At 45.2% G+C, this 25686-nt stretch carries 23 protein-coding genes and 1 other annotated feature; of the genes, 5 read left to right on the forward strand and 18 right to left on the reverse strand.

The window, feature by feature from the left end:
• Nucleotides 1-421 precede the first annotated feature (421 nt).
• The 11 genes from EFA47_RS10155 to EFA47_RS10205 form a co-directional block, all read right to left on the reverse strand.
• A complete protein-coding gene (locus tag EFA47_RS10155) occupies nucleotides 422-1672 on the reverse strand; it encodes a glutamate-5-semialdehyde dehydrogenase (RefSeq protein ID WP_122643167.1) in 1251 nt (416 codons plus the stop codon).
• An 85-nt stretch (nucleotides 1673-1757) separates the two neighbouring features.
• On the reverse strand, nucleotides 1758-2765 hold the full coding sequence (proB, locus tag EFA47_RS10160; RefSeq protein ID WP_122643168.1) for a glutamate 5-kinase: 1008 nt from the start codon (nucleotides 2763-2765) through the stop codon (nucleotides 1758-1760).
• A gap of 601 nt (nucleotides 2766-3366) precedes the next feature.
• Nucleotides 3367-3822: a GyrI-like domain-containing protein gene (locus EFA47_RS10165; protein WP_122643169.1), complete on the reverse strand. Its 456-nt coding sequence runs from the start codon at nucleotides 3820-3822 to the stop codon at nucleotides 3367-3369.
• A gap of 154 nt (nucleotides 3823-3976) precedes the next feature.
• Entirely contained in the window at nucleotides 3977-4402 is a 426-nt protein-coding gene (locus tag EFA47_RS10170; RefSeq protein WP_122643170.1) for a GNAT family N-acetyltransferase, read from the reverse strand.
• 83 nt (nucleotides 4403-4485) lie between these two features.
• Nucleotides 4486-5394: a helix-turn-helix transcriptional regulator gene (locus EFA47_RS10175; protein WP_122643171.1), complete on the reverse strand. Its 909-nt coding sequence runs from the start codon at nucleotides 5392-5394 to the stop codon at nucleotides 4486-4488.
• Entirely contained in the window at nucleotides 5391-5918 is a 528-nt protein-coding gene (locus EFA47_RS10180; protein WP_122643172.1) for a GNAT family N-acetyltransferase, read from the reverse strand. Before EFA47_RS10180 ends, EFA47_RS10175 begins: the two co-directional genes overlap by 4 nt.
• Before the next feature lie 57 nt (nucleotides 5919-5975).
• Nucleotides 5976-6467, reverse strand: coding sequence for a GNAT family N-acetyltransferase (locus tag EFA47_RS10185; RefSeq protein WP_122643173.1), 492 nt, complete (start codon nucleotides 6465-6467; stop codon nucleotides 5976-5978).
• Nucleotides 6468-6542: 75 nt separating this feature from the next.
• On the reverse strand, nucleotides 6543-7145 hold the full coding sequence (locus EFA47_RS10190) for a pentapeptide repeat-containing protein (RefSeq protein WP_122643174.1): 603 nt from the start codon (nucleotides 7143-7145) through the stop codon (nucleotides 6543-6545).
• 103 nt (nucleotides 7146-7248) lie between these two features.
• Nucleotides 7249-7737 (reverse strand): hypothetical protein, encoded by a 489-nt coding sequence (locus EFA47_RS10195; RefSeq protein ID WP_122643175.1) that lies wholly within the window; start codon nucleotides 7735-7737, stop codon nucleotides 7249-7251.
• Between the two features lie 87 nt (nucleotides 7738-7824).
• The gene (locus EFA47_RS10200) at nucleotides 7825-9003 is read right to left on the reverse strand and encodes an iron-containing alcohol dehydrogenase (RefSeq protein ID WP_122643176.1); all 1179 of its coding nucleotides are present in this window, start codon (nucleotides 9001-9003) and stop codon (nucleotides 7825-7827) included.
• Nucleotides 9004-9016: 13 nt separating this feature from the next.
• A complete protein-coding gene (locus EFA47_RS10205) occupies nucleotides 9017-9541 on the reverse strand; it encodes a cysteine hydrolase family protein (RefSeq protein WP_122643177.1) in 525 nt (174 codons plus the stop codon).
• A 542-nt stretch (nucleotides 9542-10083) separates the two neighbouring features.
• Here EFA47_RS10205 and EFA47_RS10210 point away from each other — a divergent pair.
• The gene (locus EFA47_RS10210; RefSeq protein WP_122643178.1) at nucleotides 10084-10617 is read left to right on the forward strand and encodes a methylated-DNA--[protein]-cysteine S-methyltransferase; all 534 of its coding nucleotides are present in this window, start codon (nucleotides 10084-10086) and stop codon (nucleotides 10615-10617) included.
• 155 nt (nucleotides 10618-10772) lie between these two features.
• Here EFA47_RS10210 and lepB read toward each other — a convergent pair whose 3' ends face one another.
• Both lepB and EFA47_RS10220 read right to left on the reverse strand, forming a co-directional pair.
• A complete protein-coding gene (gene lepB / locus EFA47_RS10215) occupies nucleotides 10773-11315 on the reverse strand; it encodes a signal peptidase I (RefSeq protein ID WP_122643179.1) in 543 nt (180 codons plus the stop codon).
• Nucleotides 11312-12343, reverse strand: a complete 1032-nt coding sequence (locus EFA47_RS10220; protein WP_122643180.1) for a threonine aldolase family protein — start codon at nucleotides 12341-12343, stop codon at nucleotides 11312-11314. The genes lepB and EFA47_RS10220 overlap by 4 nt, the downstream gene beginning before the upstream one ends.
• Nucleotides 12344-12717: 374 nt before the next feature.
• Between EFA47_RS10220 and EFA47_RS10225 the strand changes: the two genes are divergently transcribed.
• Nucleotides 12718-13938, forward strand: a complete 1221-nt coding sequence (locus EFA47_RS10225; RefSeq protein WP_122643181.1) for an argininosuccinate synthase — start codon at nucleotides 12718-12720, stop codon at nucleotides 13936-13938.
• Nucleotides 13939-14436: 498 nt separating this feature from the next.
• Here the strand turns inward: EFA47_RS10225 and uraA are convergent, their stop codons facing one another.
• Complete coding sequence (gene uraA, locus EFA47_RS10230) at nucleotides 14437-15687, reverse strand: uracil permease (RefSeq protein ID WP_122643182.1); 1251 nt, start codon at nucleotides 15685-15687, stop codon at nucleotides 14437-14439.
• A 102-nt stretch (nucleotides 15688-15789) separates the two neighbouring features.
• Nucleotides 15790-16785: a dipeptidase gene (locus EFA47_RS10235; RefSeq protein WP_122644497.1), complete on the reverse strand. Its 996-nt coding sequence runs from the start codon at nucleotides 16783-16785 to the stop codon at nucleotides 15790-15792.
• A gap of 387 nt (nucleotides 16786-17172) precedes the next feature.
• Here EFA47_RS10235 and EFA47_RS10240 point away from each other — a divergent pair, with 387 nt between their 5' ends.
• From EFA47_RS10240 to EFA47_RS10250, 3 genes are all read left to right on the forward strand, one after another.
• Nucleotides 17173-17892 (forward strand): gamma-glutamyl-gamma-aminobutyrate hydrolase family protein, encoded by a 720-nt coding sequence (locus tag EFA47_RS10240; RefSeq protein WP_122644498.1) that lies wholly within the window; start codon nucleotides 17173-17175, stop codon nucleotides 17890-17892.
• A gap of 231 nt (nucleotides 17893-18123) precedes the next feature.
• The gene (locus EFA47_RS10245; RefSeq protein WP_122643183.1) at nucleotides 18124-18306 is read left to right on the forward strand and encodes a hypothetical protein; all 183 of its coding nucleotides are present in this window, start codon (nucleotides 18124-18126) and stop codon (nucleotides 18304-18306) included.
• A 12-nt stretch (nucleotides 18307-18318) separates the two neighbouring features.
• Nucleotides 18319-18576: a spore coat protein gene (locus EFA47_RS10250; protein WP_122643184.1), complete on the forward strand. Its 258-nt coding sequence runs from the start codon at nucleotides 18319-18321 to the stop codon at nucleotides 18574-18576.
• A 520-nt stretch (nucleotides 18577-19096) separates the two neighbouring features.
• Here EFA47_RS10250 and leuS read toward each other — a convergent pair.
• The 3 genes from leuS to EFA47_RS10265 all read right to left on the reverse strand — a co-directional run bounded on the left by leuS (nucleotide 19097) and on the right by EFA47_RS10265 (nucleotide 25534).
• A complete protein-coding gene (gene leuS / locus EFA47_RS10255) occupies nucleotides 19097-21526 on the reverse strand; it encodes a leucine--tRNA ligase (RefSeq protein WP_306438873.1) in 2430 nt (809 codons plus the stop codon).
• 43 nt (nucleotides 21527-21569) lie between these two features.
• Nucleotides 21570-21787 (reverse strand) — a binding site (T-box leader).
• 49 nt (nucleotides 21788-21836) lie between these two features.
• Entirely contained in the window at nucleotides 21837-22880 is a 1044-nt protein-coding gene (locus EFA47_RS10260) for a ribonucleotide-diphosphate reductase subunit beta (RefSeq protein WP_122644500.1), read from the reverse strand.
• A gap of 122 nt (nucleotides 22881-23002) precedes the next feature.
• Nucleotides 23003-25534: a ribonucleoside-diphosphate reductase subunit alpha gene (locus EFA47_RS10265; protein ID WP_122644501.1), complete on the reverse strand. Its 2532-nt coding sequence runs from the start codon at nucleotides 25532-25534 to the stop codon at nucleotides 23003-23005.
• Nucleotides 25535-25686: the final 152 nt, after the last annotated feature.

Consider the following 25686-nt stretch of genomic DNA (forward strand, 5'->3'; position numbering starts at 1 on the left):
TTCTTAGCTTATAACTATTAATGATATACCACACTTTTACTGTTAAGTAAAGCGGCTGTTTTTATTCCAATATGGCGTTTGTGTTTTAAAAAAAATGAAAGCTATTGCATAATAATACACCTCAAATGCATATTATGCAATACTTATTTCCCATTTTATATCTAAAGGCACACCATAATACATACCTTATTAAATATTAGCAGTTCAAAAAGTATATCCTTACTGGACGCAGTCCACCCGTCCGAAGGACTTGTGTTATGGGGTGCCCTTTGGGCATACCTTGCTGGACGCTGTCCATTGGCACTGTAAGCATAAAGGGAACAAACAGGCCATATACCAATTCCCATGCTAAAAGCAGGTATATCAGATGACCCTCATTGGATTTTTCTGATATACCTGCTTTTCATACAACAGCGTCTATCTATTTACGTATCTGCCCATTTCCAAAAATCACATACTTCGTAGTCGTCAATGCTTCCAGACCCATAGGGCCCCTGGCATGGAGCTTCTGCGTGCTGATTCCGATTTCTGCCCCAAACCCAAACTCAAATCCATCTGTAAACCTGGTTGAAGCATTTACATATACTGCCGCCGCATCTATCTCGTCCAGGAAACCCATAGCATTTTCGTAGTTTTCTGTAATGATAGCTTCTGAATGTCCTGTGTTATACATATTAATATGCCCAACAGCATCCTCAAGAGAGCCGACTACTTTCACTGAAATCACTGCGTCCAGATACTCTTTAGACCAGTCATCTTCCTGTGCAGGTATTATATCCTCACTATATGCACAGGCAGTTTCATCCCCCCGTATCTCTACCTGGTGCATTTTAAGCCGGTTCACGATTGTTGGAATAAACAGACGGGCAACTCTCTCATGCACGACAAGAGATTCGCAGGCATTACATACGCCCATCCTCTGTGTCTTGGCATTTTCAATAATATCGGCAGCCATCCCCAAATCTGCAAATTCATCCACATAAATATGGCAGTTCCCGGTACCTGTCTCTATCACAGGTACCGTACTATTCTCAACCACATTCGCAATCAGACCGGCCCCGCCCCTAGGAATGAGCACATCAATATAATCATGGAGCCTCATCATCTCACCGGCAGCCTCTCGGCTCGTATCTTCCACGAGAAGAATCATATCCTGATTAACCTTTTCCTTGCGGAGTCCCTCTTTCACAGCATGGACAATTGCCTTATCTGAACAGATAGCATCACTGCCGCCCCTAAGGATCACTGCATTGCCTGTTTTAAAACAGAGTCCGAATGCATCAGATGTCACATTAGGCCTGGACTCATAGATGATTCCAACCACACCGAGGGGCACTCTTCTTTTGCCGATCCGAAGTCCATTAGGCCTTGTTTTCATAGATAAAATCTCCCCTACAGGATCCTCTAATCCCGCAATCTGCCTTAGGCCCTCTGCCATATCCTGCACCCTGCTGTCTGTAAGCCTGAGCCGGTCCACGAGGGAATCCTTCATCCCTGCCTGTACGGCTTCATCTACATCTTTTTGGTTCTCTTTAAGAATCTCCTCCGTCTCCAGGCACAACTCATCTGCCACAGTAAGCAAAACCCTATTTTTCTCACCGGCCCCAAGCCTGACGGCCTCCCGGGACGCGGCTTTGGCCCTGATACCCAATGTTTCCATGTAATTGCCCATAAACTCCTCCTATCCTATGCATGATTATTCCGTACTTCCCACGGCTTAAGTACTGTATATCCTGCCGCTGCGCCAGCCTTCAGATTTATAGAGCAGCAGACCTGGGAGGCATCTGGCTTTTCTGGCAGTTACTGAAAGGGTGAGAAAACACATCTGGATGGCCCACGGACTCCCTGGAGCACACTGCCTCTGCCTGCTCCGCCCTCTGCCCTTCTTTTCTTTGCTTTTTGGCCTGCCTGCGGTATTGTTCCCTTTTAGGAGCAAATTCATTCCCTGTCTCCTGCCTGCTGCCTGATAAAAATAAGGTACCTATTTTCTTTCCGGCCATAATATCATTGATGGTATAAATATTCGTGCCATTTGCAATCACCATATCCGCCCCTGCTTCTGTGGCAATCTTGGCCGCCTCAATCTTAGTTGCCATGCCTCCTGTCCCTAAATCTCCCGACGCTCCCTTTGCCATTTTCTCCAATCCTTTATCGATTTGAGCAACCGTATGGATAAACCGGGCATCCGGGTTACATTTCGGGTCATCTGTATACAACCCTTCAATATCCGACATAAGGATTAGTAAATCGGCATCCACCAGCCTTGCCACATAAGCCGCGAGAGTGTCGTTATCTCCGAAATTTCCATATGCCAGTTCATCTACCGAAATGGCATCATTTTCATTAACAATGGGTACCACATTCATCCGGAACAATTCATCAAAAGTCTGCCTCGCATTCTTCCTGCACTCCTGGCTTGTAATGGACTCTTTTGTCAGCAGCACCTGGGCAGTCAGCTGGCTGTATTCATTAAACAATTTCTCATAAATCATCATGAGCCTGCCCTGGCCTACAGCGGCACATGCCTGCCTGGCTGCCTCAGTATCAGGCTTCCCTTTCAGTCCCAGGACATTCCTTCCAATCCCCACGGCGCCTGAAGAGACAACAATGACCTCTTTGCCTTTATTCCTGAGATTAATCAGAATCCGTACAAATTTTTCCAGCTTATCTAAATTAATATTTCCGGTTTCGTCGTAAGTAATCGTTGTTGTCCCTACTTTTATAACAATTCTCTTTTTCGAACCTAGAATTTCCTTCCTGTCCATATTCTTTAACCTTCCTCTTTTTCTTTTATATGTGCTTCCTGGGACATTCTCTACAGATACCCATTTCCCCAACTTTTATGATAGAACACAAGGGCAATTTAACCCCTATTTCCATTATCATAAATCAAAAAGGACAGAAGCATACTGCTATACTTCTATCCTTTGTATTATATCCATACAAAATATCCAGCACAACGATATCCTCTCCACTGTCAATATTGATTTTTATACTATGCGCTTACCCCAAAGGGACACGGGACGCAGGGTACAAAAACAAGACTGTCAGCAAGGGGCAGAGTCTGATTAAATCTGTTCATGATATCAAGACTGTTATGTTTTGTTTTCATCGTTCTGGACTCCATTCATGTGGTATTTACTATTTCACTGTTTTGTCTTATTTTACTCACATTTCCTGGTTTGTCAAGGAATTTGCCGTATTTTTTCTACACCTTAAAACTAGAATTCAGTCTAAATGAACTGAGGTCTACTTGAGCAAACCCACTGTCTGGGCGTAATCAGAACAAAAGGTTCCTGTTTTATTAATTTTCACTTTTCTCATAGGATTTGCCACTCCAGTCCATACAGGACTTGGCTGTGTTCTTTACTTCACTCCGATATACATATGGATCTCCGCCTTGTCAGCTTCCTTTGTCTGGTACTCCTCAAAATCACAAACAAAAGTACGGGGAAGTTCCATCTTCCAGAGCTGCTCCCAGAATTCACCTACAGCTTCATGCAGTTCCCCTTTTACAATGAACTTTGCATATTTTCCAGCCGGAATCTTATACAACTGCACACCATCAGGAAGCGTCCCGCTTCCCTCCACCTCGCAGGCTACAGTAATGTCATAATCCCCTTTCTCCTTATTCTCATACCCGGAATAAATACCAAGGGCCTTGCATCCTTTTTTCCGCGGCAGACTTTCATAAATCTGTTCCCCATAGAATTTCCCCCAAAGCCCGCCAATCACCTGGGCCATGTCAGGGGAAAAATTATTTGTCCTGGCACGGATACCCGCCACTGTTTTTTCCTCCAGATAAACTAATTCGTATTCCATTTCTTCTCCTCCTTCAATCCTCTGTCCTAAAGGGCGCCCTATAGTTCAGGTTTATCTTCAAAGGAAGTCTATCACATATAACATGACATTAGTATGTCCTCATTATAAGATTATTGCAAATATTTTCAGCCGCATCCCCCCCTGCAAACTGAAATCAAACAAGTTTCTTTTTTAAATAATACCTGGTATGGCCTGGGGGACAGTCTTCTAACATGCCAAATATCTCATAGCCTTGCCGCAAATAAAAATCCTTTGCCTGAAAATCAAATGTATCTAAATGTATCAGAGAGCAGCCTTCTTTGATTGAAATTGCCTCGATTTCCTTTAATAATTGGGTGCCCATCCCCAGCTGTCTGCAGCTTCCATCCACCCACAATATATCCAGATAAACAATCTTCCAACAATACATCCTAGCCACGCAGCCTGCAATAATTTGGCCATTTTCATTTATTATTTTCCTGCTTATATCTATAAAATCTGCCTCTTGAGTTTTTGGCACCTGCTGAAAATTGTACTCCATCAGCTTATGCAATATAAAATTAACGTCATCGGCCACACAATCCGTTATTTGAAAATTCATGGTAATCCTCCACAGTCAAAATCCGAAACCAAACGAAGAAGGCTTAAGCTCCTTTTGCCCCCTCTTCCTATATTTCTGCCACATTAACTTTTGTACTTCCGGCCCATAGTCCATATCATTTCTCTGAGATCCTCCCTTAAGCATTCCGGTTCCACAAGCTCCGCCTGATCCCCAAAGCTTAGGAGCCACCCAAACAGACTCCCTTTGTCAGTAAAGCCACCCTTGAACAAAAGCTTCCCATCCTCCTGCCTGCAAAAACTTTCTATTCCATACTCCTCTATAAGCCGCCACTGCATACATGGGTCAAATAATACTTTCACGAAAATAGCAGCAGGAAAAATAACCTCCTCTGCCATCTTAAATTCTGGAACCTGCCTTGGCTTAAAAATCTCTCCCTGGTTTTTGAGCCCCTGCTGCCTGTTCAGCTTAAACATCCTGAACCCACGGCGCTTCAGGCAATATCCCCATACATACCAGGAGCTCCATCGAAAAACAAGCAGGTACGGTTCTATTGTCCGAAAACTTTCACCTGCAGGGGCATAATACTCAAAAGAGATCATTTCCTTATTTTCTATGGCAGATTGGATCAGCTCAATCTTAGGGGCAAGAGAGTTTCTGTGCCAGGAGGACAAATCAATGGCAATGTGCTGGTTAGACGGAAGAACACAAGAACCTCCCATGGTGAGTTTTTCCATCAACTGTTGGTACCGCTTGCTTCCTGCCACACTGTCCAGGCTTCTTAAACCGGCCAGTATGGCCTGCATATCCTGGGAGGTCAAAAGGGTATGCTCTATCTTGTATCCTCCCATTATCTCAATCCCGCCCCCAGCCCCCTGGATAGTAACCAGAGGTATGCCCGCTTTACAGAGCGACTCAATATCCCGGTTGATAGTCCTGCGGGACACCTCGAACTTTTCTGCCAGGTATGGGGCCGTAACCCTTTTCTTCTGGAGCAATATGGATAAAATACCTATCAACCGGTCTATTTTCATTTGCCCCCTCCCGTCAATTCCTTCCACATAATATCTCTTAAATACCCGCCATACTTTCTCTTAGTGGCCACAAGGGTATACCCCTGCCCTGTGATATTATTTCTGCTAAATCTATTATCCGGGTGCACTGTACACATCAGGTAACGGTAACCCATGTCCCTTAAATCCTTTTCTGCCATCTGCATCATTTTGTACTGAAGCTTTTTCCCCCGATATTCGGGGAGCACGGCAGCAGTATCCATATGAGCCACTTTCTGCAGTTGATCTTGCGCAATCCCTGCATCCACCCCTAAATTATCCTCAACATTTCCCGGCAGCACTACAAAAAGCACCCCTGCCATCTGTCCTTTCCCCTCATCGAAAGCCTGGTACAAAATCCCCCGGCCTGACTGCATACGCTCTCTTAACCATTCCTTTTCTTCAATTACAAACCATTCTTTTGTGTCTGTCTGCCTCCACACCTTTTCCATCAGTCTGGCTGCCTCGTCCAGGCTTTCAGCCGACGACCGCTCAATCCGTATCATTTCCTTACCTGCCCAATATTTTATTTCCGCCTGCCAAAGGCGGAGAGAAACCCAACCTTATTTCACACCTCTGTCCGGGGGGGACTCCCATGACATAAACAATTCCACTTCCCCCAGCTCTGTATCCATTTCCGCCTTGTCTATTTTAAACCCATGGGTAAGATAAAACTCCATTGCCCTATCGTTCTTTCTATATACATGGAGGCTGAGGCAGCGGGTTTGCTCCATGCAAAACTTTAAAAGCCTGCTGCCATAGCCTTGGCCGCGGCTGTCCTTTTCCACAAAAATCCCCGCCAAATACTGTCCCTGCAAACCAGCGAATCCAAGAATTCTTTCACTTTGTTCACATAGATATACTTCAGCGCCAAAAATCATTTCCCTTACATACTTTTCTTGCCCTTCCCAATAAGACGGATCAATAAAACTATGGGTTTCCTTATTGGCAATCATCCAAATTTCCATTACTCTATCTATATCTTTCTCCTCCATAGGGCGGATTTTAAGTTTAGGTTCCTTCTCCAATATCATAAGTACTCTTACCACTCCCATATATTATATTCTGCCTTATTTTGGTCCCGGGTCTCAGGCATTCCTGGGCAATACAGTTTAAAATATACCCTGAAACTACACAATCTGGACGCCCAGCAATTTTGTAATCTCCCCAGCCTGGAACATATTGATTTTCATGCCCTCCACTTCCCGGAAAGTATCAGACAACAAAATATTTTCTATATTGCTGTCTGAGAAATCCATCCCCTTAAGTTCAGTCCTAAAAAAATCAACCCCAGAAAAATCTGTTTTAGAAATCACTGTGTTCTTGAATTTAACTTCTGAAAAAAACGCATCCTTGAGTGAACAAGCCCCCAGGGTACTGCCCTCCCATGTGCTGCCGCCAAAATTGGACAGCTCAAGGCAGCATCCCGAAAATTCTGTCTCCTTAAATACTGCTTTCCCAAAAACAGCACCGCTGCCCTTGCAGCCTGAAACCCTGCTCTTTTTCCAATAACTTCCTGAAAAACAGCAGTTAGAAAAATCGCACCTATCCAGCAGGCACTGGTAAAAAGCTGCACCTTCAAAATCACATTCCAGAAATCTGCATTTCTCAAACCTCACCTGCATAAACTCTACTTTCTGCACATTTACACTTTTCAAGGTTTCTCCTGTAAACACACAGTCTCTTGCAGGTAATTCATCCATACAAGCCTGCTTTATCCTTTCTTCCAGCATACTGCATCCCCCCTTACTTTATTCCCTGACCTGCAGCGTCTCAATACTTGGTTTAGGACGTATGAAAATGTAAAAAGGCTACGTCCTAAATTGAAAATATATGCTAATGCAGTTCCTGATTCAGGTGATATCTGGCCTCTTCGGCAGTCTTTTTATCTGTATAAAGGGAATATGTTGTGTTATTGTTCTCGCTCTCCCCCAGACGGCCCAGTATATGAGCGTCCCGGCCAGCATGGCGTTTTATCCTGACATCGAAAGCTATTCCTTTATTAAGCAAGATTTCTTTTGCTTTTATATACTGTTCTATTTCCATCGTAATAAATACTTCCTGTCGGTTCCAGAATGTTAGTTCTGACGGCAGGCAGAATATAATCAAAAGTGCCAGCACCAGTACGGCCGTAGCTATATACAAGGGCATAAACCCCACTGCCCTTCCTGCCACAAATACGCTGGTGGGCCCGTCTGCGCCACCAATTATTGAAATAGTATTTTCTACTTTATGGGTCATCCGTATTGCCAGGAGACTCAGGACAATCCCAACTCCACTTAAAACGCTTAAGATCCATAATATGGCTTTCCTTGCCTTTTTCATCCATTCTGCTCCTTATAGCATATCCTAGCATACAAGCACCTATTTGCTATCTGTCCCCGCTAATGCTCTTTACTGCTTCCGGCCTTCCTATCTGGCAGCCTGATAGATACGGTACATATCCTCCTTGTCCAGCACTTTCACACACCCTATAGTCCTCTGTCCCTGGAAGCTACACTTATCAGCGAGCATTTTTATCTGGCCATCGTCAGGATGAATACCGAGTTCCTCCATGCATACTGGCATATGGATGGAGCGGAAATATTCTTCCAATGCCTGAATTCCTCTCATTCCATCTCCTATGATATCTCCAGTATTCTCCACATCCATAACGTGAAATCCAAACTGTGCAAAACGGTCAGGCCGGCCATCTAAAACATATCTGGCCCAGCTTCCCCATACTGCCGACAGGCCTGCTCCATGGGCCACGTCAAACATGCCCCCCAGCTCGTGCTCCAACTGGTGGGTTGCCCAGTCGCCGCCATCCGTCCCACAGCCTGTCAACCCGTTGTGGGAAAGGCTTCCGGCCCACATCACTTCTGCCCTGGCCTTATAATTTTTTGGATCCTTCAGCAAAATTAACGCATTCTTCATGACTGTACGCATCAGTTGCTCACTGATTCTGTCTGTCATCTCCATATTATCAGATTGGTTCAAATATCTCTCCAACGTATGCATGATAATATCCACACACCCGCTCATCGTCTGATATTCCGGAAGGGTCATAGTCAGCTCAGGATTCATGACTGCAAATCTGGGCCTGGACAAGTCACTGCTGTATCCTCTCTTGATTCCTCCGTCCTCATTGGTAATTACTGAAGATGCGCTCATTTCAGATCCAGCCGCCGCAATCGTCAAAACCACACCTATTGGCAGGCAGGCGCCAGCTTTCCTTTTTCTGCTATAAAAGTCCCATACATCCCCCTCGTTTAAGACTCCGTACCCGATTGCCTTGGCTGAATCAACGACACTTCCGCCCCCTACAGCCAGGATAAAATCAACAGATTCCCGCTTACACAACTCAATGCCTTCATATACAAGTGACAGATGGGGATTGGGTACAACCCCTCCCAGGGAAATCCAGTTCACACCTGCCTCATCCAGAGAATGGCATATCCTGCCCAGAAGTCCTGAGCGCTCTGCACTGCTGCTGCCATAATGTACAAGCACTTTTTTACATCCATATTCCTTAACTAACGCCCCTGTTCTTTCCTCTGTCCCTTTTCCAAATATCACTTTGGTCGGCGTATAATACTGAAAATTTTCCATCTTCCGGCTCCCCCTACTCATTTATAATATCTATATGGCACATCTTCATAGCTTCCAGCGCACGGCTATGACTCTTAGGTGTAACCCCGGCACAGCAGGAAGCATCGACTATTACTGGCACTTCCGGCAAATATGCTTTTAAAAGCATTGCATTAGAAATCACACAAATATCTGTACAAAGCCCTATAAGTGTGATGCTCTCTATAGGTTCTTTATGTCTGTGATATTCCTGCAGCTTTTCACTAAGATAAAGACTGCCAAATCCTGGTTTATTGACCGGCTCCTCAGTTAATAATCCGGCAATTTCATGGCGGATCTCCCACCCCCGTGTACCCTGTATGCAATGCATAACCGGAAGGTGGGCCCCCTCCTGGGTTTCCATATAATTGTCTGCATGAGTATCCCTGGTAGCCAGCACAAGACCGCCAAACTCTCTGATCCGCTCCACTACCCTGGGCACAATCTCCTGTGCTTCCTTAGTCCCCAATGCTCCGTCAATAAAATCATTTTGCATGTCAATCACTGCCAATACTTTCATAATCCGCCCTATCCTTTCTTTATATTTGTGTTTCCAAATACAATCTCACTTCTCTGTCTTTCTCTAAATCTCTAAATCCCTCTTCCTCTCCACTTCGCCAAATATCCGCCAGTCTCCTTAAAAACTTATACCCAAAGGGCACCCCATAACACATGTCCTTCGGACGGGGGGACTTCGTCCAATAAGGTAAACCCAACCCAGCAGGCTGCCAATATGCAAGAAGTATATATAATCCACAGCTTCCAAAATGTACATGAACTTATAAACTTAAATGCCTCTCAGTATTATAAAGTATACCATATCCTCTCTCCCTCCCGCAACTTATGCCCTGACCACTGGCCCACAATTTAAGCCGTAATACAGCAGCCATGGCAGTTACTCCCGGGAAAGGAATCATTAACCATCCCCCAAGATCTAGAAATGTCTATAATAAGCTGTTATAATCAAAAAAGAACCGTTGTTCTGTCCGTTTGTTTTTTACAGGCCAGACTCTAAACAACGGCTGCTCCCAGATAGTTTTTAGGTATATAAGGAGGAATTTTATGCAATACATCAGCCATTACCACTCCCCTTTGGGAGATATTCTTTTAGCCGCAGATACGATCGGACTGACAGGATTATGGTTTGAAGGACAAAAATATTTTGCCCTGCATTTAGATAAGAAACATGAGGAGAGAGAACTCCCTGTATTCGAACAGGCCAAATGCTGGCTCCAAACTTATTTTTCTGGAAAAGAGCCTGATTTTACAGTCCCCCTTCATTTTACAGGGACAGACTTCCAAAATCAGGTGTGGGAGATTCTCCGTTCCATTCCATACGGCAATACCATTACCTATGGCCAGGCCGCGAAACAGATAGCTGTAAAAAGAGGACTTCCCCATATGTCGGCCCAGGCAGTGGGCAGTGCCATCGGTCATAATCCTATGTCTGTCATTGTCCCCTGCCACCGGGTTGTGGGGACAAACGGCAGTTTGACAGGATATGCCGGTGGAATTGATAAAAAAATAAAATTGTTGGAATTAGAAAATGTGGATATGAAGAATTTTTTTATTCCAAGAAAAGGGACAGCCCTCTAAAAGCAGCTGATTCAAAAGACGCAAATCAGGCACAGAGATAAAAGCAGCCACGACTGCAGCTACAGATGCCGGATGAGGACAGTGAAGTACATAAAGCTTTGGGCCTCATCTCACATTTGAAGCATGCATGGTGGCTGTTTCTATGTCCCTCCCAATCAGTGCAGGCTTTTAATCTCTGGATAATATTCCAGCTCCGCTTTTCCGATAATTGCATCATAGTTTACATATTTTATTTCCCAATAGCGGGAGTCCCAAGAATCATTCCTGTTATCACCCATCATAAAATAACAGTCTGTGGGCACCCGGAAAGGCCCAAAATCTTCCGTTGCCGGTTCTTTAATATAACTCTCTTTGATCTTAGCTCCGTCAACATACACACTGCCATCTCTTCCTTCCACAGTTTCACCTGGCAGTGCAATAATCCGTTTTAAATACTCCTTATTATTTTTCTCCGGCGACTGGAATAAGACAATATCCCCTCTCTCTGGCCCATTTATAAGATATGCCTGCCGATTCACAAGAATCCAGCTCCCTGTCATGACAGTCTCTTCCATTGAGCCGGAGACAACCTGGGCATTGGCAACCAATGCTTTATTCAAAATAAATGTGACAGCCACAGCAATCATAATCACCTTCAGACATTCCATCAGTTCCCGGACAAACTTACTTTGGGGGAATCTCATTTTCTTCTTACTCATCTCATCAAATCCTCTGACAGCCTTTTTACATTTTCTTCCGTCGTAGCCCAGCTTGTACAAAAACGGACGGCACTGTGCAGATCATCAACCCTTTCCTGGTAAGAGAAATGATACTGTTCACTTAGACTTTTCAGTTTTCTGTCTGGCAGGATGGGAAATACCTGATTTGTTGTATTCTCCACCAGAAACGGGTATCCTGCTGCCTGACAGGCACGCCGTATCTCCCCGGCCAGGACATTTGCCCGTTTTCCCAGTTTGAAATATAACCCATTCTCAAACAGCGCTAAGAATTGTATGCCCAGAAGCCTGCCTTTTGCCAGCATGCCTCCTTTTTGTTTCATAATATACCGAAAATCCGTCTTCAGCTCATCATTGGAAATTACTACAGCCTCTCCAAACAGTGCCCCCACCTTTGTGCCACCTATATAGAATACATCACAAAGTTGGGAAAGAGCCGCTAAATCCAGGTCATTCCCCTCTGCTGTCAAACCATACCCCAGCCTGGCGCCGTCCAGAAATAAATACATTCCATATTTCCTGCAAACCAGGGACAACTCTTCTAGTTCTGCCCTATTGTAAATCGTCCCCAGCTCTGTGGGATTGGAAATATACACCATTTTAGGCTGTACTGTATGCTCAAAGCTGTCATCCGCCCTGTGTCCCTGGCAATATTGCTCTACCTGGCATGCCTTAATCTTCCCGTCCACAGAGGGAAGTACAAGCACTTTGTGCCCACATGCTTCGATGGCCCCTGTCTCATGTACATTAATATGCCCCGAGCAGGCGGCAAGTACACCTTGGTGAGGACGCAGGGCAGCCGCAACCACCGTCAGGTTTGTCTGTGTCCCTCCTGTCAGAAAATGGACCCCAAGCCTTTCATCCCCGCACAGCCTGCATATCATCTCCCTTGCCTCCCGGCAATACACATCGTCCCCGTACCCCTCCGTCTGCTCCATGTTGGTACTACATAACCTGGCCAAAACAGCCTCATGGGCACCTTCATTATAATCACAATTAAAATAAAGCATCGGTGATCTCCTTCTGTCTGTATTAATATTTTGATTATACTACCGAAATAGAAAGTTTTCCAATATTTTTGTAAAAGGGGACAGACCCTCCTGCAAAGGGGTCTGTCCCTTTTGCAGGAGGGTCTGTCCCTTTTGCAGGAGGGTCTGTCCCCTTTGCCCGCCATTTTCAGAATATTCTCTCTTCTCGACATGTATATTCACTGAATATGTTACACATTTTATGCATATTTATAAGTTTTCATGCATAAAATTAATTTCTTACCATTTTATATTGCATAAATATTAAATATGGTGTATAGTATGTCTTGACCTATTTAGAGTATACACTCAATGAGATTTCTTAAAATAACAGAATTTATCAGGAGGCAAATGAAATGAGTAAAGAAAAGGTTGTATTGGCATATTCCGGCGGACTCGACACAACTGCGATTATTCCCTGGCTGAAGGAGAATTTTGATTATGAAGTTATATGCTGCTGTATCGACTGTGGGCAGGGCGAGGAGCTGGATGGACTGGAAGAACGGGCAAAGCTGTCCGGCGCTTCTAAACTGTACATAGAGAATATCATAGATGAATTCTGTGATGACTATATTATGCCTTGTGTAAAGGCTGGCGCAGTTTATGAGAATAAATATCTTCTTGGCACTTCTATGGCACGCCCGGTAATTGCCAAGAAACTTGTTGAAATTGCCCGCAAGGAAGGGGCAACAGCTATCTGCCATGGTGCCACGGGAAAAGGCAATGACCAGATTCGTTTTGAGCTGGGCATCAAAGCACTTGCTCCGGATATTAAAATCATAGCTCCCTGGAGAATGACCGATGTATGGACTATGCAGTCCCGGGAGGATGAAATCGAATACTGCAGGCAGCATGGCATTGACCTTCCCTTTGATGCAAAACATAGCTACAGCCGTGACCGCAACCTGTGGCATATCAGCCATGAAGGATTGGAGCTGGAAGATCCTGCAAATGAGCCAAATTACGAGGATCTTCTTGTTCTGGGAGTTTCACCGGAAAAAGCGCCTAATGAGGGCGAGTACGTAACAATGACATTTGAGGCCGGTGTTCCGAAGAGCATCAATGGCGAAGAAATGAAGGTGTCTGAAATAATCACCAAGTTAAACGAGCTTGGAGGAAAACACGGAGTAGGAATCGTCGATATTGTAGAAAACCGTGTTGTAGGAATGAAATCCCGCGGTGTCTATGAAACTCCCGGGGGCACTATTTTGATGGAAGCACATGACCAGCTTGAAGAGCTTGTACTGGACCGTGCGGCCTATGAAGTCAAGAAAGATTTAGGAAATAAATTTGCCCAAATTGTCTATGAGGGAAAATGGTTTACGCCGCTGCGCGAAGCAATTCAGGCATTTGTAGATGTGACACAGCAGTATGTAACTGGTGAAGTAAAATTTAAGCTCTACAAGGGTAATATCATAAAGGCGGGAACAACTTCCCCCTATTCACTGTACAGTGAGTCTCTTGCAAGCTTCACCACTGGTGAGTTATATGACCACCATGATGCGGAAGGGTTTATTAATCTCTTTGGCCTGCCACTAAAAGTCCGTGCCATGAAAATGCAGGAACTTGAAAAATAGCAGACATCCAGTAAAAGCTATCTGCCTTTTTTGATCTGGTAAAATAGGAAGGTCCAATTCCTTAAGCAGGCAGTTTATAAGTAAACAATACTAAACTATGAATTATACCAGATGAATAGAAAAATGAAAAACTCTATGCCGCCACGAGATGGTGTGCATCCAGTTAAATAGACAATCAAAAAATAAGTTTTCGTGTTGCCCGGTTTAAATCGGGCAACATTTTTTAATCCCTGCAAAGAACAGCAGCTTTTCATGCTTATTAAACCATGAATGTCCACTCAGTTATACCCAAAGGGCACACCTTAATACATGTCCCTATGGGACGGGTGGACTTCGTCCAACTAGGTATACCCAAAGGGCACACCTTAATACATGTCCCTATGGGACGGGTGGACTTCGTCCAACTAGGTATACCCAAAGGGCACACCTTAACTCATGTCCTTCGGACGGGTGGACTCCGTCCAATAAGGTATACCCAGGCTAACTGCCTTCCCTCTCTCAATCATTTGTCAAATGAAACCTGTCCAGTAGGAAGAACAGCAGGCCCATCAGCATCCCCACAACACAGGCCAATACCATGCCGGAAAGCTGCACGCTTCCGAACTGTACAGAAATCCCTGAAAGTCCTGTCACAAAAATAACAGAGGTCATCGCCATATTCCTGGACCTGCCGTAATCTACCTGTGCCTCTACCAGTATCCGTATCCCTGATGCACCAATCATGCCGTAAAGCAGAAAAGAGATGCCGCCGATTACCGGTCCTGGGATTGTACTGATCAGTGTGGTTATTTTCCCTATAAATGACAGCAATACAGACAAGATGGCAGCGCCTCCGATGACATAGACACTATATACCTTTGTCACTGCCATGACACCAATATTCTCACCATATGTTGTCGTGGGAACCGAACCGATACAGCCTGAAATCATGGTTGAAAGGTTATCTCCCAGCAAAGAACGGTGCAGTCCCGGATCTTTTAGCAGATCCCTGCCCACCACTTTGCTGGTCACAATCTGGTGCCCAATATGTTCTGACGTAATAACTAGGAGGACAGGCAGAATGATGACAATTGCTTCCCATTTAAATTGGGGCAGTGAAAAATTTGGCATTGAAAACCATGCAGCCGCACCTACCTGGCTAAAATCCACAATCCCACAGATAAGTGCCGCCACATATCCCGCAATAATAGCAACCAATATAGGGATGACAGAAAGGAATTTCCGGAAAACAACTGAGCCTAAAACTGCAGTCAGCAATGTCACCAAAAATACAATTACATTTCCTGCATCAATCACCTCATCCTTTAAGCCTCCATTAGAAGCGGCAGTACCCGCCAGTTCCAAGCCTATCAGAGCAACAACTGGTCCCATGGCCGCAGGCGGTAAAACTACGTCAATCCATCCAGACCCGAATTTGTAAATGATAAATGCCAGTATACACCCACATAATCCTACTACGATAAAGCCGCCTAGGGCATAACTATACCCCCACTTACTTATCACAATCCCAGCAGGTGCCAGAAATGCAAAGCTGGAGCCAAGGTATGCCGGTGCTTTTCCCTTTGTAATTAGTATAAACAACAGGGTTCCTATGCCATTCATAAACAGTACAACAGCTGGGTTAATCCCAAAAACAGACGGTACCAGGACAGATGCGCCAAACATGGCAAACATATGCTGAATACTTAATGGAACCAGCAATTTAAATGGAACCTTTTCCTCTACCTGGATAATTTTCTGACTTTCCATAAAGTCCTCCTCTTCTCTCTTGTTCTTAAAATTCACTTTCATCATTGTACCACAAAGCAGTACAAGTTAATATTTATTTTTCTCATTTCCTCACGGCAGATTTCACAGCACTTCTTTTAGAATACGTCTTGCATTCCCCTCCATAACTTTGTCCAGCTGCCTCTCTGTAATGCCCTGCTTCCTCATTTCTTCCCAGACCATCCCTATATCCCCAACATGGCGGATCCATCCATCTCCCTCTTTATAGTCAAACCCATCAAAATCTGTCCCAATGGCCGGGGTTTCCTCCCCTGCCACTTTGATAATGTAGGCGGCGTGCCTGGCAATATCCTGAATCTTGGCTCCTTTCTCCGCCCGCAAAAAAGGCGGGTAAAAATTAAGTCCTGCCACACCCCCTTTATTTCCCAGGGATATCAGCATTTCATCTGATAGATTTCTTGGATGAGGGCATAATTCTCTTGCATTTGAATGGGATGCGCATATAGGCATATCACTGTATTGAATACAATCCCAGAACCCCCCGTCAGATAAATGGGAGACGTCTACGATGATTCCCAGCTGATTCATACATTTGACTGCCTGAATCCCCAAATCCGTCAATCCTTTCTGCATGTCTGACCTCTCACGGCTGTTCGGAAATCCCAGGCAGTTGGGGTAATTCCATGTCAGTGTGACTAGGCGTATACCCCGATTATAAAGCTGCTCTAATCTGCCTAAATTCCCATTTAAAATTCCTCCCTCCTCCACAGTTTTAACCGATGAAATAATTCCTTCCCTTTCATTATCTAAAATGTCTTCAAATGAAAGGATTGGTTTTAACTCTTCTGTCTGTTCTTTGTCAATCCGCGCTGCCATCGCCAGTACTTCTTCATATCCCCTGTCCCAAGCCTCTTTTGTAATCTCCCCCTTCCGTACTGCCGCTGCCGGTTTTGCTGATAAAGCCTGCACGTTGACAAAACAGGCAAAGAACTGAACCAATGTCCCGGCTTCTTTCATCCCTTTAATATCCACACACAAGCTGTTATCTCTAAGACTCTCTCCCGGCTTATTCATCAGCCTGCTGATGGTATCACAATGCATATCTATCAGATTTCCCATAATCCACACCTGTCCTTCCCTAATATATACCCTCCGGGTACCCCTTAACCCTTGCCCTGCAGGCAGATTCACAGCTATCGCTGTGAAACAATGTATACCCTCCGGGTACCCCTTAACCCTTGCCCTGTGGGCAGATTCACAGCTATCGCTGTGAAACAATGTATACCCTCCGGGTACCCCTTAACCCTTGCCCTGTGGGCAGATTCACAGCTATCGCTGTGAAACAATGTATACCCTCCGGGTACCCCTTAACCCTTGCCCTGCGGGCAGATTCACAGCTATCGCTGTGAAACAATGTATATTTTTCCATTTTTTGACATACCCTATAAACACCATGGCAGGCGGGGTTTTCTGCCTGCATTATCCTATGCTGAAAAAGGAGTGCTTATGAAACCTAAAATCGGAGTCGTAGTCTGCGGCCTTATTGACGACAGACAATTTGTAACCAACACCTATATCCAATCCGTACGGTATGCAGGAGGACTTCCAATGATCCTCCCTCTTATCCGTTCTGATTCTGCAATCCAGGAGTACACTTCTTTCTGCGATGGCTTTCTGTTTTGCGGCGGCAACGATATTACACCCCTTCTATTTGGGCAGGAACCTAGAAATGGGATCGGCAAAACCGATATAACTCTCGATTTATTCCAGATCCGCCTGATGAAGGCCGTCCTCTCCACCCAAAAACCAGTTTTTTCAATATGCCGGGGTATGCAGGTCTTTAACGTGGCCTGCGGAGGGTCTATTTACCAAGATATTTCCCTCCAGCCAGGCAAACCTTTAAACCACATGCAGCAATCCTACACCCGCTCTGAAGTCAGCCACAAAATTATCGTAGAACGTGGAACCCAGCTCAGACGCTATATCGGTTCCCACTTGGAGGTAAACAGCTTTCATCACCAGACAATAGGCGCCCTGGGGAAGAATTTGACTGCATGTGCACATGCCACGGATAAGACAATCGAAGCAATCGAAATCTCATCACACCCCTTTGCCATCGGTGTCCAGTGGCATCCTGAGTGTATGTACCGTACATCTGCAGAAATGCGTGAGCTTTTTTCCGAGTTTGTCCTCCATACTCGGCTGCGTCCGCCTAAATCACCTTAAAAATTGTATACAATATGCATTTCCATAATCGTCCATCAGTACTGCCCAGACACTGCCAATATTATATCTGTATATAGCCAAATAGAACCGATTAATTTTTACATTATGGAAATATAGATAATTTTCTCCAGCATTCAATTCGTCTCCTATTTTATTTTTTTTAACAGATATTTTTTCATTATAGGGACATAATAACTTTTGAAAATATTATTACTCAAAGGAGGCTCTATTATGTCTGATATTTCTATTCTGGATTTACAGAACTTACGCCACTTGATCGGCGGCTATGACACTACTCACTGCAAAATGACTGATTATGCATCCCAGGCAGAAGACCCTGAAATTAAGAAGCTCTTCCAGGATGCTGCTGATTCTGCAATGAAAAACAAACAGGATTTGATGAAATTCTTATAAGAGGTGACGAATATGAATGAAAAAACAATGGTATCTGATGCATTAGTCGGTGTAAACGGTGAACTTAAAATGTTTGGTGATATGATTCCCCAGACAGAAAACAAAGAATTAAAGCAATGCCTGAAGCAAATTCGCAATCAATGTGAAATGTCCCAGGAAAAGCTTTATCAGGTCGCAAGAGAAAAAAGCTATTATGTACCTGCTGCCAAAGCAACACAGCAGGAAATTGACCATGTAAAATCTATCCTGACACAGCCAAAAACTTTCTAAATTTAGTTATCTGAAGCCTACAATAGAAGATAGGACTGCCGCATAATTATATTGCTTACGGCAGTCCTATTTTCTATACCCAAAGGGCACACCCTAACATATGTCCCTTTGGGTATACCTTATTGAACATTAGCAGTTCAATAAGTATAAATTATTACATTACAACAACTTTATAAAAACAGCGTAAGCAGTGTTACCACTGTCTACGCTGTTTTTATACTATTATTTGAAATATTTACTCCAATATTACTCCATTTTAAAAATCTGTTATGATATTTCACGGTATTCTACGATACCTTTTTCTCGAAGTAAAATCCTTGTAATCGCTGATATTCAGCAAACTTTTCAATATTTCCAAACACTTTGTTCTGTTGTGAGAATTTCTCCCACTCTCTGCGGCAGTGCTGCCAACCTCAAGAGCAAGCTCTTTCGCTTGACGGGCATACGCCCTATAAATAACGCAAGCTGTGGAAACTTTTCTGCAAGCATAAGTTTCCACAGCTTTCCTCATTTGCACTGCCTATTTTTGCACAATATTTATGATCCGCCCCGGAACATAAATCTCTTTGACAACTGTCCCTGTAAGCTTGCTCTGTACTGCTGCACGCCCCGCAGCAATCGCTTCTTCTTTATTTGCATCTGCAGAAATAGTGACAACTGCCCTGGTCTTACCATTAATCTGTACAGCTACCTCAATCTCATCGTCCTTCATCTGGGCCTCGTCATATGTGGGCCACTGCGCCTTAAACACAGTTTCATTATGGCCCAGCTGCTCCCACATTTCTTCTGCAAAATGAGGAGCAAAGGGAGCCAGGAGCACGGCAATTGTCTCCAGTGTTTCTTTATCTATCCCGCCCTCCTTTTTGGCGGTCTCGATAAATTTATTATTGTATTCCATAAAACCAGAAATAACAGTGTTCAGGCTAAAGCTCTCCAAGCGGGAGGTGATATCTGCCACCAGCCTGTGGCGCAGCTTAATCATCTCTTTTGTGGCCTGAATCTCCTTCTCCCTGCTGTCCATAAGAAGGTTCCAGAGACGTTTCAGGAAACGGTTCACGCCGTCAATTCCCCGGTCGTCCCACTCTGCATCCAGCTCCGGGGGACCTACAAATAATTCATACATTCTCAGAGAATCACAGCCATAATCCCTGACCAGTTCATCAGGAGAGACCACATTCCCCTTTGACTTACTCATTTTAATGCCATTCTTCCCGGTAATCATTCCCTGATTGAACAGCTTGTGGAAAGGCTCATCAAAGTCTACCACCCCAATATCATAGAGGAACTTTGTATAAAAACGTGAGTACAGAAGATGCAGGACTGCATGTTCCACCCCGCCGATATACATATCCACAGGGAGCATCTCATCTGCTTTTTCTCTGGACACAAGCTCTGCAGTATTATGGTTATCTACATAGCGCAGAAAATACCAGGATGACCCTGCCCACTGAGGCATTGTATTTGTCTCACGTTTGGATGGCTTCCCACAGACAGGGCACTTACAGTTCACCCATTCCTCAATGCCAGCCAGCGGCGACTCCCCTGTTCCTGTAGGTTCATAAGAATCCACCTCGGGCAGGCGTAAAGGAAGTTCTTCCTCCGGCACCGGAACAGCGCCGCAGTCCGGGCAGTGCACAATCGGAATAGGCTCGCCCCAGTAGCGCTGGCGGGAGAATACCCAATCACGCAGCTTATAGTTGACTGTGGCATGTCCGATGCCTTTCTTCTCTATAATATGGGGAGCCTCTTTTTTAAGCACTGCCGACTCCATCCCATTCCATTCCCCAGAGTTAATCATAGTGCCGGCCGCCTCTGTATAGGCCTCCTCCATATGTTCAATCTCTTTTCCATCCTTGGCGATAACCTGAATAATAGGGATATCAAATTTCTTTGCAAACTCAAAATCCCTGTCATCATGGGCGGGCACACACATAATGGCCCCTGTGCCGTAATCCGCCAATACATAATCTGAAAGCCAGATTGGCGTCTTTGCCCCATTTAACGGGTTAATTGCATAGCTGCCTGTAAAGACGCCTGTTTTCTCTTTGTCCTGCATACGGTCTACGTTAGATTTCATGGAAGCGTCATAAATATATTTTTCTACGGCTTCCTTTGTCTCCTCCGTGGCCAGGCTAGCCGCCAGTCCATGCTCAGGAGCCAATACCATAAATGTTGCCCCGAACAGAGTATCCGGCCTTGTCGTATAGACAGTGATTTTCTCTTCTCTGCCGTCCACAGGGAAATCTACTTCTGCGCCGTAAGATTTACCGATCCAGTCAGACTGCATCTTTTTCACCTTCTCCGGCCAGTCCAGCTTATCCAGGTCATTCAGCAGGCGGTCCGCATACTTTGTAATGCGGAGCATCCACTGGCGCAAGTTCTTCTTTGTAACCTCGGTACCACAGCGCTCGCACTTTCCATTTACCACTTCCTCATTGGCCAGTCCAGTCTTGCAGGAAGGGCACCAGTTAATGGGGAACTCCTTCTCATAGGCCAGTCCCTCTTTGAACATCTTAACAAAAATCCACTGTGTCCATTTATAAAAATCCGGGTCAGTCGTATTAACTTCCATATCCCAGTCATACAGGGCGGCAATCTCGTGAATCTGGCGTTTAATATTTGCCACGTTCTCTGCCGTGGAGATAGCCGGATGCACGCCCATCTTGATAGCGTAATTTTCAGCCGGAAGCCCAAAAGCATCCCACCCCATAGGGTGCACAATATAATATCCGTTTAACAGCTTATACCGGCTCCACACATCAGAAATCACATACCCTCTCCAATGCCCCACATGCAGGCCGTTTCCCGAAGGATATGGGAACATGTCCAGGCAGTAATACTTCTGTTTTTTATTGCCCTGGCCATCAAGCTTAGGGTTCACCGGGTCTTTGGCCCATCTTTCCCGCCATTTCTTTTCAATGGCCTTATGGTTATACACGATCTTAGACATAATCAGTCCTCCTATTTTCACTATTAAAAGCCTTCTCATCTCACCAAGAGACGAAAAGGCTTTATTTTCCGTGGTACCACTCTTATTCATCCGGATGGCCGGATGCACTCATCGCTTCTGTAACGGGAAGTCCCGCTTCTGCCTACTGCTCTTTCAACAGAAGAACTCCGGGGCGAGTTGGGAGTTTACGCTGCTGCCTTGCACCATCCGGCAGCTCTCTGCCAGCGATAGCCTCTTACTATTCCCCATCTTCGTTTCTGCAATATTCCTAATTATTATAAGAAGAATGTTAAAATAAGTCAAGTAGTTTCTATAAATCATCCACCAAAGCGCTGCTTTTTGCATAGGCCGTACTTCTGGCCTCAAAAAAGTCCGTCTTTATCATGTTGGCATTTGAGAACTGGCTGACCCAGGACATACTCTCCGGCTCTCTATCATGGCCCTCATAAATAGGCTCAAACCCCAGGTTCATACACCGCAGGTTCCCCAGATACTGTATATAATCTGTGACCATATCTTTGTTAAGTCCCTGTACTTCATCGCCTATGGCATAATGCCCCCAGCTTATTTCCTGCTCGCACCCCTCCTTGAGCATAGCACGGTACATATCCACCTGCCGCTCTGTAAACAATTCAGGATTCTCTTTCTTTAACTCCAGCAGTATACTGCGGAACAGCCACAGGTGGGTATTCTCATCCCGGTTAATGTAGCGGATCTCCTGGACAGATCCAGGCATACGGTTATTCCTTCCCAAATTGTAGAAAAACATAAAACCACTGTAAAAGTAAATCCCCTCCAAAATATAGTTTGCTATCAGTGTCTGTACGAGTACTTCTGGGTCCTTCTTTCGCTGGAATTCATTATACAGGCTTCCGATAAACTCATTTCTGGCCAGAAGGTGCCTGTCCTCCTTCCACTGATACAAGACGTCGTTCCTCTCCTGGGGTTCGCAGATTGTATCCAGCATATAACTGTAGCTCTGGCTGTGCACTGCCTCCTGGAACGCCTGGATAGAAAGGCATAAATTCACTTCATTTGCCGTGATATATTCTCCGATATTCGGCAGGTTGGCCGTCTGTATGCTGTCTAGGAAAATCAGAAATGACAATATCTTATCATAGGCCCTTCTCTCAGCCTTTGGAAGTTTCCGATAGTCCTTGATATCTGTCCCCAGGTTTATCTCTTCTGGAATCCAAAAATTATTCATCGCCTGGCGGTACCAATCACTTACCCAGTCATATTTCATATTGTTAAAATCGTTCAGATTGGTGGTATTTCCCCCTATCATCCTGCGTTTGAGCACCTCTGTGTCCCCGTCGGGATTAAACAGCGGCTTTTTTACCAAATCTCCCATGCTTTGTCCTCCTCCCAATACTATGCGAAACAAACCCAGAGGCATGGGTGTCAGAATACCTCTGGGCGCAGGGCAATCTCCCTCCTGCCATGGCAAATACTTCTCCAAATGCCCTGCCCTTTTTAAGACGAACATACCTCACAGTCTTCTACTTCCAGGCTCTTTGAGCGGATATAATATATGGTTTTGACCCCCTCCTCCCAGGCGAGAAGATATAAATCCAGCACTTTCCTGAAGGTATATTCATTTGTAATATATAAATTCATACTCTGGGCCTGGTCAATATGCCTCTGCCGTACTCCACATGCCCGCACAGACCAGGCCTGGTCAATATAATGGGCATTTTTATAGTACCAGAAGGTTTCCTGGGAAAGCTCCGGCGCCACTCTTGGCATCAGGCCATTTTTCTTTTCCTCCAGAAAATACCGGTTCATGACAGGATCCAAACCCGCTGTAGTTCCAGCTATGATGCTGGTGCTGCTGGTTGGCGCCACAGCCAGCAAATATCCGTTCCTCAGTCCGTATTTTGCGATCTGGCCCCTAAGGCTGTCCCATCTTCCCCCTGTCAGTCCCCGCTTGTCAAAGTAAATGCCGCTCTGCCACTCGCTGCCCTCAAAGTAAGAATAGCTTCCTTTCTCTTTTGCCGTCCTTACACTGGCTTTTATAGCCGCATAGTGTATATCCCCAAACACCTTTTCTGCAAAAGCAAGGTGTTCTTCACTCTCCCATTTGATTTTATGTTTTGCCAGCATGTGGTGGTAGCCACTCACCCCCAGTCCGATAGGGCGGTATTTTTGGTTGTTGATTTGCGCGTATGGCACTGGGAAGAAATTAAGGTCAATCACATTGTCAAGGGCACGCACCGCACTTTCTGTAATTTCCTGCAGCTCCCCTTCATCCTCCAGGTTCATGTTTCCTAGGGAAAGGCTGGCTAAATTACACACCACAAATTCTCCAGGCTTTGTCACAGTCACAACCACTGTCTCTCCGTCGATTTCTTGTACCTGCTGCTGTACCTGTTCAATTTCACTCATATTTTGGGCAATTTCTGTACATAAATTACTGCAGTAGATCATGCCTCTGTGGCTGTTAGGGTTAGCACGGTTTACTGCATCCCTGTTAAAGGTAAAGGGGGTCCCTGTCTCAACTGCGCTTTTAATAATTAAGCGAATAATATCTTTAATCGGTATGACTCTTTTTAAAATCCTGTTATCCTGGACACAGTCCTTATATTTCTGCTCCCATTCCTCCCCAAAACAGTCCTCCAGCGCATATCCTTTGACTGTCAATATCTCATGGGGGCACATCATATACCAGTCACCATCGATATTTTCCTTAGCCTGCTTCCAAAAATAATCAGGATAACAGATTGCCGGGAATACATCATGTGCTTTCATCCTGTCGTCCCCGTTATTGGTCCGCAGATTTAGAAATTCCGGCAGATCCCGGTGCCACACATCCAGATAGACCGCCACAGCGCCCTGCCGCATCCCAAGCTGGTCTACTGCCACAGCCGTATCATTGGCCAGCCGTATCCAGCGGATCACGCCTCCTGCCGCCCCTTCAAAGCCTCGGATGGCGCTGCCGCTGGCCCTTACTTTTCCAAAATACATCCCCATGCCCCCGCCAAATTTGCTGACCTTAGCAAAGTTATCGATGCTTCTGTAAATGCCGTCCAGGCTGTCAGGCACGGTATCGATAAAGCAGGAGGAAAGCTGGTGATAGGGTTTCCTTGCATTTGAGAGAGTTGGCGTGGCCATAGTCACTTTCTTTAGGCTCAGCATATCATAAAACCGCCTCACCCACTGGCTGCGGTTGGCCGTCTCCTTCATGGCAAGATGCATGGCAATCCCAAGAAACATTTCCTGGGGAGACTCCATAACGTCCCCCTGGCGGGTCCTGATGATATAACGTTCTATCAGGAGAGAAAGCCCTGAATATGTGAATAATTTGTCTCTCTCAGGCTGCAGCCAGCCTGCAAACAAATCCGCCTCTTCCTTTGTATAGTACTTCAAAATATAAGTCCCATACAGGCCTTCCTGGGACAAATATTCCAGCTTATCGCCAAAGCCAGCCAGATTTCTTTGTTCCATATTCCTTTTAAGCCGCCTTTCAAATTGTACCATCAAAAGCCTGGCCGCGATCATCTCCCATCTGGGAGCCTCCTGGGTTGTCAGCTCCACTGCCGCCTTTATCAGCATGGCCAGCTTTTCACTCTCACTTAAGTCCGTCTTCTCAAATGCCCTGAATTTTTTATATAGATGTTCCAGGCTGTACTCTTCCTCCTCAAACTCCTTCTGCACCTCATGCAGTACCTTTTCCAGGGAAGGCATATGAGAGAATTTTTCCGCCAGCTTCTGCCGTTCCCTGCGGCGCCTTGCCCTGTCTTCCCGGTACAAGATAAAGCTCTTCAGCTCTTTATAATAATTCTCCTCCATCAGGGTCTGCTCCACCAGATCCTGAATCTCCTCCACAGATATCTGCTGCCTGTCCGGTATCTGTTCCTGAATTTTCCTTTCTACCCGGATCAGAAGCCGCCCTGCCTCTTCCTCGTCCAATTCATTTCCCACGCTTGTAAAGGCCAGGCTCACTGCCCTTTTTATTTTGCCGGGACAGTAACCCTCCTGTGTCCCGTTTCTTTTACTAATCTGCATAACCTCTCTCCAATACCATTTATTGATGCTGCCATCAATATTAACACAAGATATAGTTATATTCAATCTTATTTTTTCTGTAAAATATTTGATTACACGGACAAGCCGGGAGAACCTTTTAATCCCCCCCCGCAAGCCAGGCCGCTGCATAG

This window comes from Luxibacter massiliensis (assembly GCF_900604355.1).
Taxonomy (GTDB): domain Bacteria; phylum Bacillota; class Clostridia; order Lachnospirales; family Lachnospiraceae; genus Luxibacter; species Luxibacter massiliensis.

Bases quoted from the DNA above. Each gene is read 5' to 3' on its own strand.
- EFA47_RS10185 (WP_122643173.1), bottom strand. From the start codon at position 6,467: ATGGGAGTGGTAAGAGTACTTATGATATTGGAGAAGGAACCTAAACTT.
- EFA47_RS10205 (WP_122643177.1), bottom strand. From the start codon at position 9,541: ATGAAAGTATTGGCAGTGATTGACATGCAAAATGATTTTATTGACGGA.
- EFA47_RS10260 (WP_122644500.1), bottom strand. From the start codon at position 22,880: ATGGGAGATTTGGTAAAAAAGCCGCTGTTTAATCCCGACGGGGACACA.
- EFA47_RS10250 (WP_122643184.1), top strand. From the start codon at position 18,319: ATGAATGAAAAAACAATGGTATCTGATGCATTAGTCGGTGTAAACGGT.
- EFA47_RS10165 (WP_122643169.1), bottom strand. From the start codon at position 3,822: ATGGAATACGAATTAGTTTATCTGGAGGAAAAAACAGTGGCGGGTATC.
- EFA47_RS10195 (WP_122643175.1), bottom strand. From the start codon at position 7,737: ATGAAAAAGGCAAGGAAAGCCATATTATGGATCTTAAGCGTTTTAAGT.
- EFA47_RS10210 (WP_122643178.1), top strand. From the start codon at position 10,084: ATGCAATACATCAGCCATTACCACTCCCCTTTGGGAGATATTCTTTTA.
- EFA47_RS10240 (WP_122644498.1), top strand. From the start codon at position 17,173: ATGAAACCTAAAATCGGAGTCGTAGTCTGCGGCCTTATTGACGACAGA.
- EFA47_RS10245 (WP_122643183.1), top strand. From the start codon at position 18,124: ATGTCTGATATTTCTATTCTGGATTTACAGAACTTACGCCACTTGATC.
- EFA47_RS10175 (WP_122643171.1), bottom strand. From the start codon at position 5,394: ATGAAAATAGACCGGTTGATAGGTATTTTATCCATATTGCTCCAGAAG.
- uraA (WP_122643182.1), bottom strand. From the start codon at position 15,687: ATGGAAAGTCAGAAAATTATCCAGGTAGAGGAAAAGGTTCCATTTAAA.
- EFA47_RS10220 (WP_122643180.1), bottom strand. From the start codon at position 12,343: ATGCTTTATTTTAATTGTGATTATAATGAAGGTGCCCATGAGGCTGTT.
- leuS (WP_306438873.1), bottom strand. From the start codon at position 21,526: ATGTCTAAGATCGTGTATAACCATAAGGCCATTGAAAAGAAATGGCGG.
- lepB (WP_122643179.1), bottom strand. From the start codon at position 11,315: ATGAGTAAGAAGAAAATGAGATTCCCCCAAAGTAAGTTTGTCCGGGAA.
- proB (WP_122643168.1), bottom strand. From the start codon at position 2,765: ATGGACAGGAAGGAAATTCTAGGTTCGAAAAAGAGAATTGTTATAAAA.
- EFA47_RS10225 (WP_122643181.1), top strand. From the start codon at position 12,718: ATGAGTAAAGAAAAGGTTGTATTGGCATATTCCGGCGGACTCGACACA.
- EFA47_RS10180 (WP_122643172.1), bottom strand. From the start codon at position 5,918: ATGATACGGATTGAGCGGTCGTCGGCTGAAAGCCTGGACGAGGCAGCC.
- EFA47_RS10200 (WP_122643176.1), bottom strand. From the start codon at position 9,003: ATGGAAAATTTTCAGTATTATACGCCGACCAAAGTGATATTTGGAAAA.
- EFA47_RS10155 (WP_122643167.1), bottom strand. From the start codon at position 1,672: ATGGGCAATTACATGGAAACATTGGGTATCAGGGCCAAAGCCGCGTCC.
- EFA47_RS10170 (WP_122643170.1), bottom strand. From the start codon at position 4,402: ATGAATTTTCAAATAACGGATTGTGTGGCCGATGACGTTAATTTTATA.
- EFA47_RS10265 (WP_122644501.1), bottom strand. From the start codon at position 25,534: ATGCAGATTAGTAAAAGAAACGGGACACAGGAGGGTTACTGTCCCGGC.
- EFA47_RS10235 (WP_122644497.1), bottom strand. From the start codon at position 16,785: ATGGGAAATCTGATAGATATGCATTGTGATACCATCAGCAGGCTGATG.
- EFA47_RS10190 (WP_122643174.1), bottom strand. From the start codon at position 7,145: ATGCTGGAAGAAAGGATAAAGCAGGCTTGTATGGATGAATTACCTGCA.